The organism is Arenimonas sp., from assembly GCF_036275555.1.
Classification (GTDB): domain Bacteria; phylum Pseudomonadota; class Gammaproteobacteria; order Xanthomonadales; family Xanthomonadaceae; genus Arenimonas.
The window spans coordinates 12,279-24,402 of record NZ_DASUDO010000028.1 but is presented as its reverse complement, the minus strand read 5'-3'; the positions used below and the strand labels follow the sequence as shown (position 1 = coordinate 24,402).

Genomic DNA, 12,124 nt, shown 5'->3' with positions numbered 1-12,124 from the left:
GGCAGGTCCGCGGCGACGCGGGCCCACCCGGAGCCTGAACATGCTGCTGCATATCCCGAACGTCCTTTCCGCCGACGAGGTGGCGTACTTCCGAAACCAGCTGGCGGGGGCCGGCTGGGCCGATGGCAAACTCACCGCCGGCTACCAGTCGGCGCAGGCCAAGGACAATGCCCAGCTGCCCGATGCCGACCCGGTGGCGCGCGAGCTGGGCGGCCGCGTGCTCGATGCACTGGGCCGCAGCCCGCTGTTCTTCAGCGCGGTGCTGCCGCGGCGGATCTTCCCGCCCCTGTTCAACCGCTACGCGGGCGGGCAGTCGTTCGGCTTCCACGTCGACAACGCCATCCGCTACGAGCGTGGCGCCAACGGCGCGCAGGTGCCGGTGCGCACCGACGTCTCGACCACGCTGTTCCTGAGTGCACCCGACGACTACGACGGCGGCGAGCTGGTGATCCATGACACCTACGGCACCCAGCGCGTGAAGCTGCCCGCCGGCGACCTGGTCGTCTACCCGGGCACCAGCCTGCACGAGGTGACGCCGGTGACGCGCGGCGTGCGCCTCGCCAGCTTCTTCTGGACCCAGAGCCTGGTGCGCGACGCCGGCCAGCGGCGCGAACTGTTCGAACTCGACCGCGCGATCCAGCGGCTCACCGTCGTCGCGCCGGGCGATCCCGCGCTGGTGCAGCTCACCGGCGTCTACCACAACCTGCTGCGCCGCTGGTCGGACGCCTGAGGCCGAACGATGTTGCGAAAGATCCTGTTCCAGACCCATTGGCTGCTCGGCATCACCGCCGGCCTGGTGTTGGCGCTGGTGGGCGTGACCGGCGCGCTGCTGTCCTACGAGCAGCCGCTGCTGCGGGCGCTCAATCCCGGCGTGATGACCGTGTCCGACGACGGCCGGCAGGCGCTGGCGCCGGACGTGCTGTTGGCTCGCGTCCGCGCCCGGGGCGGCGGTGTGCCGCAGTCGCTCACGCTGTACGCGGATCCGGCGCGGTCGGCGCGCGTCGCCTTCGCGCCACCGCCGGGTGCGGTCGCGGCGCCGGGCGGCCGGGTGCGCGGCCAGACCCGCTACCTCGATCCCTACACCGGCGAGCTGCTGGCCAAGCCGCGCGGCGAAGGCTTTTTCCGCACCACGATGCAGCTGCACCGCTGGCTGGCTGCGGGCGAGGTGGGCAAGCAGGTCGTCGGCGCATCGACCCTGGCGCTGGTGTTCTTCTGCCTCTCGGGCCTGTACCTGCGCTGGCCGCGGCGCTGGCGCAGCCCGCGGGCGTGGCTGCACCTCGACACCGCGCTGACCGGCCGGCGCTTCCTGTGGCACCTGCATTCGGTGGTGGCCACCTGGCTGCTGGTGCCCTATCTGGTGATGGCGCTGAGCGGGCTGTACTGGTCCTACGGCTGGTACCGCGATGGCCTGTTGGCGCTGAGCGGCGCGCCGGTCAGCGCGCAGCGCGGACCGCCGGCCGCCGTGGGCCCCGGCGAGGGCGAGGCGCCGGAAGTGGACGTGGCGGCGGCCTTCGCGGTGTTCGAAGGCGTCGTGCCCGGCTGGTCGACGGTGACGCTGCGGCTGCCAACTGCGCCCGGCCAGCCGCTCGAGTGGAGCTACCAGGACCCCGCGCCGCCGCACGAACGAGCGAACAACCGGTTGGCGCTCGACCCCGCAACGCTGGCGGTGAGCGCGCACGAGCGCTATCGCGACAAGCCGCTGGGCCAACGGCTGATGGCGGGCATCTTCCCGCTGCACAGCGGCAGCTGGTTCGGCGGGATCGGGCTGTTCGTGTTCTGTGTGGCCAGCCTGGCGATGCCGCTGTTCGCCGTCACCGGCCTGCAGCTCTACCTCGACCGCCGCGCGAAGAAGCGCGCCGGCCTGGCGCGCCGGCGCGAACGCGAGCAGGCGCGCACCCGCGCGCCGTCAGCTGGCTGACAGCTGCTCCACCGCCGCGACCTTGGCGAAGCGGTCGGCGATCAGCTTGAGCAGTGCGAGGCGGTTGTCGCGCACCGCGGCGTCGTCGGCCATCACCATCACCCGGTCGAAGAAGTTGTCGACCGGGCCCTGCAGCTCGGCCAGGCGCTTGAGCGTGCCGACGTAGTCGCGCTGGGCCAACAGCGGGTCGGTGTCGGCGAGGGCCTTGGCCAGCGCGCCGTGCAGCGACTGCTCGGCGGGCTCGACCAGGCGCGCCGGATCCACGGCGGCCGGGATCGTGGTCTCGACCTTGCGCAAGATGTTGCGGATGCGCTTGTTCGCGGCCGCCAGCGAGCTGGCCTCGCGCAGGCGCGCGAAGCCGGCGATCGCCTTCAGGCGCTTGTCGAAGTCGAGCAGCGAGGCCGGCCGCACGTCGGCCACCGCGTCGAACTGCGTGCCCGGCACGCCCTGGTCGGCGTAGTAGCCGCGCAGGCGGTCAAGGATGAAGTCCTCCAGCTCCTTCGCGTCCAGCGAGACGCCCGCCGGCAGCGACTTCGCGGCGATCGCGACCAGCGCCGGCAGGTCGAGCTCCAGCCCGCCCTCGATGATCGTGCGCGCCAGGCCCAGCGCATTGCGGCGCAGGGCGAACGGGTCCTTGTTGCCGGTGGGCTTGAGGCCCGCGGCGAAGCCGCCGGCCAGCGTGTCCAGGCGCTCGGCGATGGCCAGCACGCGGCCCAGCGGCGAGTAGGCGATGGCGTCGCCGGCGAAGCGCGGCTGGTAGGCCTCGTCGATTGCCCTGGCCACGGCCTCGGGCTCGCCCGCGGCGGTGGCGTAGTAGCGGCCGGCGATGCCCTGCAGCTCGGGGAACTCGCCGACCATGCGGCTCTGCAGGTCGGCCTTGGCCAGCGCGGCGGCGCGGCGGGCGGCGGCCTCGTCCATGCCCAGCGCTTTCGCCAGCGCGGCGGCCAGTTCGGCCACGCGCGCGGTCTTGTCGGCCAGGGTGCCGAGCTTCTGCTGGTAGGTCACGGTGGCCAGGCCCTCGGCCATCGCCGCCAGGCCCTGCCTGAGGTCTTCGTCGAAGAAGAACTGCGCGTCGGCGAAGCGCGGGCGGATCACGCGCTCGTAGCCCTTGCGGATCTCGGCCGGGTCCTTGCTGTCGAGGTTGGCGATGCCGATGAACTTCTCGCTGAGCTTGCCGTCGGCGCCGTGCACCGGGAAGAACTTCTGGTTCGCCTCCATGGTGGAGACCAGCGCTTCGTGCGGCACGCGCAGGAAGCCGGGCTCGAAGCTGCACAGGATGGCCTTGGGCCACTCGACCAGGCAGTTCACTTCCTCCAGCAGCTCGGCCGGCACGCGGGCCTGGCCGCCGGCCTCGCGCGCGGCGGCGGCGATCTCGGCGCGCACGCGCTCGCGACGCTCGCGCGGGTCGGCCAGCACGTGCGCCTCGCGCAGCGCCTGCAGGTACTCGCCGGCGTCGTTGAGCCAGACGCCCTTTCCGTGGTGGAAGCGGTGGCCGCGGCTCATGCGGTCGGCCTTCAGGCCCAGCACTTCGCCGGGCGCGACGTCGCGGCCGAGCAGGATCACCAGCCAGTGCACCGGGCGAACGAAGGCGATGTCGCGGCTGCCCCAGCGCATCGGCTTCGGGATCGGCAGGCCCTTGAGCGCCTCGGCGGTAATCTCGGCGAGCAGGTCGGCCGTGGCCGCGCCGGGGCGCGAGCTGCGGGCGACGAAGCGCATGCCCTTGGCGTCGGTGACGCGGTCGAGCTTTTCCCACGGCAGGCCGTTCTTCTGCGCGAAGCCCAGCAGCGCCGGCGTCGGCTTGCCGTCGGCATCCAGGCCGATGTTCAGGTACGGGCCCTGCACTTCGCTCTGCTGCTGCGGCTGCTGCACGGCCACGGCCGGCAGGAACACGGCCAGGCGGCGCGGCGAATACAGCGGGCCGGCGCGCAGGTCGCTGGCGTCGGTGCGCACGTCGATGCGGCGCGCGGCCAGGCCCTTGAGCACGCCGTCGTAGAAGGCCTGCGCCAGGTCGGGCAGGGCCTTGGGCGGCAGCTCCTCGGTACCCAGTTCGATCAGCAGCGGCAGATGGTCAGCCATTCGCGGCCTCCGGGGTCTTGAGGCCAGGGAAGCCGAGCTTCTCGCGCTGGGCGTAATAGGCTTCGGCGCAGGCGCGCGACAGCGTGCGCACGCGCAGGATGTAGCGCTGGCGCTCGGTGACCGAGATCGCGCGGCGGGCGTCGAGCAGGTTGAACGAATGCGAGGCCTTGCAGACCTGCTCGTAGGCGGGCAGCGGCAGCCCGGCCTCGACCAGCTTCAGCGCCTCGGCTTCGCAGGCGTCGAAGCGGTGGAACAGCTCGGCCACGTCGGCGTGCTCGAAGTTGTAGGTGCTCTGCTCGACTTCGTTCTGGTGGTAGACGTCGCGGTAGGTGACGTCGCCCTGCGGGCCGCGGGTCCAGACCAGGTCGAAGACGTTGTCCACGTTCTGCAGGTACATGCACAGGCGCTCGAGGCCGTAGGTGATCTCGCCCGTCACCGGCCGGCACTCCAGGCCGCCGGCCTGCTGGAAGTAGGTGAACTGCGTGACTTCCATGCCGTTGAGCCAGACTTCCCAGCCCAGGCCCCAGGCGCCCAGCGTCGGCGACTCCCAGTTGTCCTCGACGAAGCGCAGGTCGTGCACCAGCGGGTCGATGCCCAGCGCCTTGAGCGAGCCGATGTACAGGTCGAGGATGTCGTCCGGGTTCGGCTTGAGCACCACCTGGTACTGGTAGTAGCGCTGCAGGCGGTTCGGGTTCTCGCCGTAGCGGCCGTCGGTGGGGCGGCGGCAGGGCTGCACGTAGGCGGCGCGCCAGGGCTCGGGGCCCAGCGCGCGCAGGAAGGTGGCGGGGTGGAACGTGCCGGCGCCGACCTCGAGGTCGAGCGGCTGGACCAGGACGCAGCCCTGGTCGGCCCAATACTGGTTGAGCCTCAGGATCAGTTCCTGGAAGGTGGGTGCGCTCATCGCGGATTCGCCCTGTCGATTCAGCGCGCTAGTATAGCGGCGAACCCCCGCACGGCCCGCGCCACGCCCGATGAAACCCTTCCTGATCCTCGAGACCGGGCGGCCCCTGCCGCAGCTGCGCCGGCACGGCGGCTTCGGCCACTGGATCCGGGTCGCCGCCGGGCTGCATGCCCGCGACGTCCGCCACTGCCACGTGCTCGACGGCGAGGCGCTGCCCGACGCGGCCGACTACGCCGGCGTGCTGGTCACCGGCTCGGGCGCCATGGTCACCGAGCGCCTGGACTGGAGCGAGCGCACCGCCGACTGGCTGCGCGACGCCGCCCACGCCGGCCAGCCGCTGTTCGGCATCTGCTACGGGCACCAGCTGATCGCGCATGCCCTGGGCGGTACCGTCGACTACAACCCGCGCGGCCGCGAGATGGGCACGGTGCCGGTGGCCACCTCGGCCGCCGCCGCGGCCGACCCGCTGTTCACCGGGCTGGGCGAGTTCGACGCCCAGACCACCCACCTCCAGACCGTCACCGCGCCGCCGCCCGCCGCCGAGGTGCTGGCCCGCTCGGGCCGCGACGACTGCCAGGCCTTCCGCTGGGGCGAGGCCGCCTGGGGCGTGCAGTTCCACCCTGAATTCAGCACCCACATGATGCGCGGCTACATCCAGGCCCGCGCCGACGCGCTGGCCGCGGAGGGCAGCTGCCATCGCCAGCTGCTGGCGGCGGTGAAGCCCGCCCCGCTGGCGCGCCGGGTGCTCCGCCGTTTCATCCACGTGGCGCACGCCCGCGCCCGCAACAGGAAGTCCGCATGACCGCACGTTCCGTAAGCATGGCCGCCCCGTTCCGCTGGCTGATGAAGGCCCTGGATGCCGGGCGGCGCCAGCCGCGGGCGCTGTTCGGCGGCTTCGCGCTGCTGCTGGCGGTGGGCATGGTCCCGACCGTGCTGCAGCTGGTGGCGCAGGCACTGTTCCCGTCTTCGCCGGGGCTGCTGATGGTGGTCTATGGCGCGGTGATCGGCCTGAGCCTGGTGCTGATGCCGCCGCTGAGCGGCGCGGCGTTCCGCCTGCTGCACGACTGCGAGACCGGCCGGCCCGCCGCTGCGACCGATATTTTCAACGGCTATCGCGATCGCGCGTTCGCCGTGCGGATGGTGCTGACCGCGATGCTGTTGCTGCTGGCCTACCTCGCGGTGTTCGCCCTGCTGTTCACGGTGGTGCCGGGCAAGGAGTTCTTCACCGAGCTGTTCGCGCGCGCGGCCGCCACGCCGCCCGGTGGACAGCCCGACATGACCGGCATGCCGCCGCTGCCGCCCAGCTTCCTGCTGTGGCTGCTGGCGGCGTCGGCCTTCCTGGTGGTGCTGGGCAATGCCTACATGCTGGCCTTCGCGCACGCCGCGATGGCCGGCCACGGCGCGCTGGGCGCGGTGGGCGGCGGCCTCGCGGCGACGCTGCGCAACCTGCTGCCGCTGGTGGGCTTCTTCCTCGTCGCCATGGTCGTGGGCTTCGTGCTGGTGATGATCTTCGCCGTCGTGGTCGGCCTGGTGGTCACGGTGCTGAGCCTGGTCAGCCCGGTGCTGGCGATGGTCGTGATCGCGCCGCTCTACCTGGCCCTGATGCTGGTGGCCTACGTGGTGATGTTCGGCTTCTACTACCACGCCTGGCGCGAGATCTTCGGCGAGCCCGCCGAGGCGCCGTTGGACGCGCTGGAAGCCTGATCCGCGTGCCTCAGAGGCCGCCCCGTGCGACCTCGACGATCAGCTGCACGTAGCGCAGCCCGATGAAACCGACCGCGCCGAAGAACAGCGCGGCCTGCAGCAGCAGCCAGCTGCGGCCGCCGGGCGGCATCGCCGCCGGCGCGCCGGGCGCCAGTTCGACGCGGGTGCCGGCGAGGTAGTCGTGCAGCGCCCGCTTGCCGGGCGACCAGGCCGCCAGCGCATGGCCCAGGTGCAGCGCGAACCAACTGGGGATGCCGGCGACGACGCGCAGGGCGATCCGGCCCGGTCCGCAGCGCGCGCCGTGGACGTCGGTGACGCGCAGGCCCAGCAGGCGCTTGCCCGGGCTGGCCTGCCAGCGCGAACTTTCGAACGAAATGAACCACGCGGCCGCGACCGCGAACAGCACCAGCGATACGGCCAGCGCCAGCCACAGCAGCTCGACCACGAGGCCCGCCATGCCCGCGCGCAGCACCTCGTCGCCGGTGAAGAGGCCCAGCATGCGCAGCGGCGCGTCTTCGCGCGCCAGCGAAAGATCCAGCAGCTCCCAGATCCGGGACTGCAGCGTCGGCAGGCCTTCGTCGAACACGAACCAGGCGTCCTGCAGCCGCGACCACAGCAGCGGCAGCGCCAGCAGGCTGATCGCGCTGGCGTCGGCGCTGTAGGCCGCGTAGCGGCGCCAGAAGCCGGCCGGCGGGTTCATGCGCTCAGCCGGCGGTCCGGGTCGGGCGCAGCATGGCGCCGGCCAGGATGCCCAGCTCGTAGAGCAGGCACATCGGGATCGCCAGCATCAGCTGCGACACCACGTCGGGCGGGGTGATGATCGCGGCCAGGATGAACACGCCCACGATCACGTAGCCGCGCGCTTCGCGCAGCTGCGCCGGCGTCACCACGCCCAGCAGCACCAGTACCACCACGGCCACCGGCAATTCGAAGCTCAGGCCGAAGGCGAGCAGGATCACCAGCACGAAATCGAGGTAGCGCGAGACATCGGGCGCCATCGCCACCGTGTCCGGCGTGAACATGGCCAGGAAGCCGAACACCGTCGGCAGCACCAGGAACCAGGCGAACGCGCAGCCGATGTAGAACAGCAGCACCGCGGCGAGCAGGATCGGCCGCGCCAGGCGCTTTTCGTTCTGGTACAGGCCCGGCGCCACGAAGGCCCAGGCCTGGTAGAGCAGCCACGGCATCGATGCCAGCACGGCCACGAAGAACGCGAGCTTGATCGGGATGAAGAAGCCGCCCGCCACGTCGATGGCCTGCAGCGTGCCGCCGGTGGGCAGCTTGGCCACCAGCGGCTGCGCGAACAGGTTGTAGAGCTCCTTGGCGAACGGCATCAGCGCCAGGAAGACCACCAGCACCGCCGCCACGCCGCGCATCAGGCGGGCGCGCAGTTCCAGCAGGTGGCCCATCAGCGACTCGTCGGCGGGTGCGTCGGGGCCGCTCATGGCGTCGATGCCCCGGGGCGCTTGGGCGCGTCGGCTTCGGCCGGCACATCGTCGGGCGTGAGCTTGAACGGCTCGGGATCGCTGTAGAACTCGAAGTCCGGCCCGGCCTCGGGAGCAGGAACGGGGTCAGGTTCGGTTCCCGGTTCGCGTGCGGCCGCGATCGACGGATCGGTCGGGGACGCCGAGCCTGATCCCGTGCTGGGCGGGATGTCCTGGATGGCGGTGTCGGCGTCGGCCCGGGCCAGCGCCTCGGCGTCACGCACGCCTTCGCCGGCGGCCTGCGCGGCGGCGCTGACTTCCTTGCCGACCGCGTCGAGTTCCTGCCGCAGGTCCTGCGCCGGGTTGCCGACGCTGCGCTTGAGCTCGTCGGCGGCCATCTCGCGCTCGAACTCGGCCTTGACCGAATACCACTGCGCCCGCGCCTTGCGCACCCACAGCCCGGTGTAGCGCGCCGCCTTGGGCAGCCGCTCGGGACCGAGCACGACCAGGGCCACGACCGCGATGATCAGCAGTTCGCTGAAGCCGATGTCGAACATGGCAAGGGTGCCGGCGCGGGGCCGGGACTCAGGAGTCCTTGCGCTGGCTGTCCTGGCGCGAGGTTTCGTCGGACGGCATGTCGCGCTTCTCGCTGCCGATCTGCGACGGCGGCTCGTCCTTGCCCTTCAGGCCTTCCTTGAAGCCCTGGATGCCTTCGCCCAGGTCCTTGCCGACGCCCTTGAGCTTCTTGGTGCCGAAGACCAGCACCACCACGACCAGAACGATGAGCCAGTGCCAGATGCTGAAGCTGCCCATGGGGGTTTCCCTGCGTTGATCCGATGCCGGGAAGGATAGCGCAGCCGGCCCGCGGCTGCGCTGCCCCGTTGGTCACTGGGCGAGGGTGTTTTCTTCCAGGCGGTCGCGGAACAGCACCAGCGCGTCCGGGGCGGCATTGGCGCGGCCCTCGAAGATGGCCCGCGGGGTGGTGTCGGGGCCATAGGCGCGCTGGTTGGCGCGGTGGTCGATGCGCAGCACGGTGCCGTCCAGGGCGACGCCAGCGAACAGGCCGCGGGCGCGCGAGTAGCTGTAGATCTCGGCCTTGAGCTGCTCGTCGGTGGCGGCCTGGGCCGTGCGGCCGACCGGGCCGGCGGCTACGCTGGCGTCGGCGCCGAGGGTGAACTTGCCGTTGACGATGTTGTCCACGCCGCGCGGGCTGCGGAAGACCAGGATGACGTCGGACGACTGCACGCCGGCCTGGAAGCCGATGCTGCCGCCGCCGAGCGTGATGAAGCTGGGGTTGGACCAGGTGCCGTCCGGGCTGCGCACCGAGATCAGGCCCTTGCCGCCGCGCCCGCCCAGCACCAGGCCGGCCTTGACCACGTCGGGGATGACGGCGATGGCGTGGGCTTCGGTGAACATCTTCTCGGGCACCGCGGTTTCCGGGATGCGCATGATCTCGCCGAGCACGCGGGCGGCGTCGTTGGCCTTGGCGTCTTCCTTCTCGCCGGCGTGGGCCGGGGCGGCGAAGGCGAGCAGCAGGGCGAGGGCGGCGGCGAGCGGGGCCAGCAGGCGGTTCATGGGGGACCTCCGGGAGGAAACGACGGGACGAGTATGGCTTCGCGCCATGAACCGGGCGTGAGCCGGGCCTTCATTCCGGCGATGATAGTTTGTGTTCCCCCGACCCGGACAGCGACGCATGACCCCGCCCTATCGCGATGCCCCCGCCGCCACCGGCCCCGGCAAGACCGCCGTGCTGCTGGTCAACCTGGGCACGCCCGACGCCGCCACCCGGCCGGCGGTGAAGCGCTACTTGGCGCAGTTCCTGCACGACCACCGCGTGGTCGAACTGACCCGCTGGCTGTGGTGCCCGATCCTGCACTTCATCATCCTGCCGCTGCGCTCGGGCAAGGTGGCGAAGAAGTACGCGTCGATCTGGATGGAGGGCGGCTCGCCGCTGCTGGTGCACACCCAGCGCCTGGCCAAGGCGATGCAGCACTCGATGCCCGACCTGCCCGTGCGGATGGCGATGCGCTACGGCAACCCGTCCATCCCGTCCGTGCTGCGCCAGCTCGAGGCCGAGGGCATGACCCGGCTGCTGGTGCTGCCGCTGTACCCGCAGTATTCGGCCAGCACCAGCGCGACCGTGCTCGATGCGGTGAACAAGGAGATCTCGACCTGGCGCCGGGTGCCCGAGCTGCGCTTCATCGCGGATTACCACGACGACGCCGGCTGGCTCGACGCGATGGAGGCCCGCATCCGCGCGCACTGGGACCTGCGCGGCCGCGCCGACAAGCTGCTGTTCTCCTTCCACGGCCTGCCCAAGCGCTTCGAGCGCGCGGGCGACCCCTACCCGCGCCAGTGCGAGGCCGGCGCGCGCCTGCTGGCCCAGCGCCTGGGGCTGTCGGAGAACGAATGGTTCCTGACCTACCAGTCGCGCTTCGGCCGCGAGGAATGGCTGCAGCCCTACACCGACAAGACGCTCGAGCAATGGGGCAAGGACGGGCTGGGCACGGTGGACGTGGTCTGCCCGGGCTTCGCGGCCGACTGCCTGGAGACGCTGGAGGAGATCGCGGTCGAGAACGACGAGGTCTTCCGCCACGCGGGCGGAAAGCAGCTGCGCTACATCAGCGCATTGAACGAAGAGCCCGGCCACGTGGCCGCGCTCGCCGCGCTGGCCCGCCGCCACCTGCAGGGCTGGCCGCACTGATGCCGGGCGGCGGGCTGCGCGAGATCCGGCTCGAATCCCCGCGCGGCGAACTGGCGGCGCTCCGCGGCGGCACCGCCGGCGGCCCGCGCCTGCTGTGCCTGCACGGGTGGCTCGACAACGCCGCCAGCTTCCTGCCGTTGGCGCCGGAACTCGCCGAGTTCGACCTGGTGGCGCTGGACCTGCCGGGCCACGGTGCTTCCGCGCACCGCGCGCCGGGCCACGATTACGCCTTCGCCGACTGGATCCACGACGTGCTCGACGCGCTCGACGGGCTCGGCTGGGACCGCGCCGACCTGCTCGGCCATTCGATGGGCGGCGCGATCGCCTGCGCGGTGGCCGCGGCGGCGCCGTCGCGGGTGCGGCGCCTGGCCCTGGTCGAAGCGCTGGGCCCGATCGCCGGCGATCCGGCCGCGGCCGGCACCCGCCTGCGCGAGGCGGTGTCGGCGCGCCGCGCGCTGGCCGCCCGCGCGCCGCGGGTCATCCCCGACATCGACACCGCGGTGGCGGCCCGCCTCGCGGCCAGCCGCATGACGCCGGAGGCCGCGCGCCTGATCGTCGAACGCAACCTGCGCCGGGTCGAGGGCGGCCATGCCTGGCGCAGCGACCCGCGCCTCACGCTGCCCAGCCAGCTGCGCCTGACCGAGGAAACGGTGCAGGCGATGCTGCGCGCGATCGAGGCGCCGGTGCTGGTGGTGGCGGCCGATCCGTCGCCGCCTTACTTCAGCCCGGACGTACGCACGCAGCGCCTGGCCTGCCTGGCCGACGGCGCGCTGGAGGTGATCCCGGGCGGGCACCACCTGCACATGGAGCAGGCGGCGCGGGTGGCGGTACCGCTGCGGCGGTTCCTGGCGGCTTAGTCGGCGGCCTGCAGGCTCAGCGACACCACCGACTGGCCGTCGAGGTCGTCGCGCAGGTTCACCAGCAGGCTGCGGCCGTCCTTCTCGAAGCCCAGCATCGAGCCGTCGGCGCCCTGCATGGACATCGTTTCCTTCCAGCCGGCGCCGGACTGGCCTTTGCGCAGCTGGGAAAAAATTTCCGAGGCGGGCTCGGGGCTGCGCAGCACCACCGAGGTGGCGGGGCCCATCGTCATCACCGACATCACCTGGTAGCTGGCCGGCAGCGTGATGTCGGTCGGGAACCCGTCGGGCAGCGGCACGTTCTCGCCGCTGCTGTGGACCAGCTCGCCCTGCTCGGTCTGGGCCGTGACGCGGTGCACGCCGTCTTCGTTCTCGATATCCACGTCGGCGCCGGTGCTGGCTTCCAGGGCCTGTTCGGCCAGCGCCTCGGAGGCGGCTTCCTCGGACTTGCCGCAGCCCGACACCAGCAGGGCGAGCAGGGCGGCGGACAGCAGGGTGCGTTGGCTGGACATGGTCGGCTCCGGACGGGGCGGCCCCGCG

Annotated in this window: 13 protein-coding genes and 1 pseudogene; 6 read left to right on the top strand and 8 right to left on the bottom strand. The window is 72.0% G+C overall.

The features are described 5' to 3' along the window. The first annotated feature begins 40 nt into the window (after positions 1 to 40). Both VFV21_RS07315 and VFV21_RS07310 read left to right on the top strand, forming a co-directional pair. A complete protein-coding gene (locus VFV21_RS07315) occupies positions 41 to 730 on the top strand; it encodes a Fe2+-dependent dioxygenase (RefSeq protein ID WP_329668774.1) in 690 nt (229 codons plus the stop codon). A 9-nt stretch (positions 731 to 739) separates the two neighbouring features. Continuing rightward, the gene (locus VFV21_RS07310) at positions 740 to 1,918 is read left to right on the top strand and encodes a PepSY-associated TM helix domain-containing protein (RefSeq protein ID WP_329668773.1); all 1,179 of its coding nucleotides are present in this window, start codon (positions 740 to 742) and stop codon (positions 1,916 to 1,918) included. Here the strand turns inward: VFV21_RS07310 and glyS are convergent. Both glyS and glyQ read right to left on the bottom strand, forming a co-directional pair. Next, the gene (gene glyS, locus VFV21_RS07305; protein ID WP_329668772.1) at positions 1,907 to 3,994 is read right to left on the bottom strand and encodes a glycine--tRNA ligase subunit beta; all 2,088 of its coding nucleotides are present in this window, start codon (positions 3,992 to 3,994) and stop codon (positions 1,907 to 1,909) included. The genes VFV21_RS07310 and glyS overlap by 12 nt on opposite strands. Beyond that, positions 3,987 to 4,895: a glycine--tRNA ligase subunit alpha gene (gene glyQ / locus VFV21_RS07300; RefSeq protein WP_329668771.1), complete on the bottom strand. Its 909-nt coding sequence runs from the start codon at positions 4,893 to 4,895 to the stop codon at positions 3,987 to 3,989. The genes glyS and glyQ overlap by 8 nt, the downstream gene beginning before the upstream one ends. 70 nt (positions 4,896 to 4,965) lie before the next feature. Here glyQ and VFV21_RS07295 point away from each other — a divergent pair, with 70 nt between their 5' ends. After that, a complete protein-coding gene (locus tag VFV21_RS07295; protein WP_329668770.1) occupies positions 4,966 to 5,697 on the top strand; it encodes a glutamine amidotransferase in 732 nt (243 codons plus the stop codon). Then, on the top strand, positions 5,694 to 6,599 hold the full coding sequence (locus tag VFV21_RS07290) for a hypothetical protein (protein ID WP_329668769.1): 906 nt from the start codon (positions 5,694 to 5,696) through the stop codon (positions 6,597 to 6,599). Before VFV21_RS07295 ends, VFV21_RS07290 begins: the two co-directional genes overlap by 4 nt. A gap of 10 nt (positions 6,600 to 6,609) precedes the next feature. On the opposite strand, the gene VFV21_RS07285 is transcribed toward VFV21_RS07290, so the two are convergent. From VFV21_RS07285 to VFV21_RS07265, 5 genes and pseudogenes are all read right to left on the bottom strand, one after another. After that, complete coding sequence (locus VFV21_RS07285) at positions 6,610 to 7,299, bottom strand: RDD family protein (RefSeq protein ID WP_329668768.1); 690 nt, start codon at positions 7,297 to 7,299, stop codon at positions 6,610 to 6,612. Between the two features lie 4 nt (positions 7,300 to 7,303). After that, positions 7,304 to 8,044, bottom strand: coding sequence for a twin-arginine translocase subunit TatC (gene tatC / locus VFV21_RS07280; protein WP_329668767.1), 741 nt, complete (start codon positions 8,042 to 8,044; stop codon positions 7,304 to 7,306). Further along, a complete protein-coding gene (gene tatB / locus VFV21_RS07275; RefSeq protein ID WP_329668766.1) occupies positions 8,041 to 8,580 on the bottom strand; it encodes a Sec-independent protein translocase protein TatB in 540 nt (179 codons plus the stop codon). Before tatB ends, tatC begins: the two co-directional genes overlap by 4 nt. A 28-nt stretch (positions 8,581 to 8,608) precedes the next feature. Further along, positions 8,609 to 8,836 carry a Sec-independent protein translocase subunit TatA gene (gene tatA, locus VFV21_RS07270; protein ID WP_034212134.1) on the bottom strand — a complete coding sequence of 76 codons (228 nt, stop codon included), beginning with the start codon at positions 8,834 to 8,836 and terminating at the stop codon, positions 8,609 to 8,611. 84 nt (positions 8,837 to 8,920) lie between these two features. Next, positions 8,921 to 9,598 (bottom strand): annotated as a pseudogene (locus VFV21_RS07265) (lipid-binding SYLF domain-containing protein); the annotation flags it as partial. Positions 9,599 to 9,716: 118 nt separating this feature from the next. Here VFV21_RS07265 and hemH point away from each other — a divergent pair. After that, on the top strand, positions 9,717 to 10,727 hold the full coding sequence (gene hemH / locus VFV21_RS07260; protein WP_329668765.1) for a ferrochelatase: 1,011 nt from the start codon (positions 9,717 to 9,719) through the stop codon (positions 10,725 to 10,727). Beyond that, a complete protein-coding gene (locus VFV21_RS07255; RefSeq protein ID WP_329668764.1) occupies positions 10,727 to 11,584 on the top strand; it encodes an alpha/beta hydrolase in 858 nt (285 codons plus the stop codon). Before hemH ends, VFV21_RS07255 begins: the two co-directional genes overlap by 1 nt. Here the strand turns inward: VFV21_RS07255 and VFV21_RS07250 are convergent. After that, positions 11,581 to 12,096 (bottom strand): hypothetical protein, encoded by a 516-nt coding sequence (locus tag VFV21_RS07250; RefSeq protein ID WP_329668763.1) that lies wholly within the window; start codon positions 12,094 to 12,096, stop codon positions 11,581 to 11,583. The two genes, VFV21_RS07255 and VFV21_RS07250, sit on opposite strands and share 4 nt — an antisense overlap. Positions 12,097 to 12,124 lie beyond the last annotated feature (28 nt).

Coding starts and splice junctions, on each gene's coding strand:
- VFV21_RS07315 (WP_329668774.1), top strand. CDS start 41: ATGCTGCTGCATATCCCGAACGTCCTTTCCGCCGACGAGGTGGCGTAC.
- VFV21_RS07310 (WP_329668773.1), top strand. CDS start 740: ATGTTGCGAAAGATCCTGTTCCAGACCCATTGGCTGCTCGGCATCACC.
- glyS (WP_329668772.1), bottom strand. CDS start 3,994: ATGGCTGACCATCTGCCGCTGCTGATCGAACTGGGTACCGAGGAGCTG.
- glyQ (WP_329668771.1), bottom strand. CDS start 4,895: ATGAGCGCACCCACCTTCCAGGAACTGATCCTGAGGCTCAACCAGTAT.
- VFV21_RS07295 (WP_329668770.1), top strand. CDS start 4,966: ATGAAACCCTTCCTGATCCTCGAGACCGGGCGGCCCCTGCCGCAGCTG.
- VFV21_RS07290 (WP_329668769.1), top strand. CDS start 5,694: ATGACCGCACGTTCCGTAAGCATGGCCGCCCCGTTCCGCTGGCTGATG.
- VFV21_RS07285 (WP_329668768.1), bottom strand. CDS start 7,299: ATGAACCCGCCGGCCGGCTTCTGGCGCCGCTACGCGGCCTACAGCGCC.
- tatC (WP_329668767.1), bottom strand. CDS start 8,044: ATGAGCGGCCCCGACGCACCCGCCGACGAGTCGCTGATGGGCCACCTG.
- tatB (WP_329668766.1), bottom strand. CDS start 8,580: ATGTTCGACATCGGCTTCAGCGAACTGCTGATCATCGCGGTCGTGGCC.
- tatA (WP_034212134.1), bottom strand. CDS start 8,836: ATGGGCAGCTTCAGCATCTGGCACTGGCTCATCGTTCTGGTCGTGGTG.
- hemH (WP_329668765.1), top strand. CDS start 9,717: ATGACCCCGCCCTATCGCGATGCCCCCGCCGCCACCGGCCCCGGCAAG.
- VFV21_RS07255 (WP_329668764.1), top strand. CDS start 10,727: ATGCCGGGCGGCGGGCTGCGCGAGATCCGGCTCGAATCCCCGCGCGGC.
- VFV21_RS07250 (WP_329668763.1), bottom strand. CDS start 12,096: ATGTCCAGCCAACGCACCCTGCTGTCCGCCGCCCTGCTCGCCCTGCTG.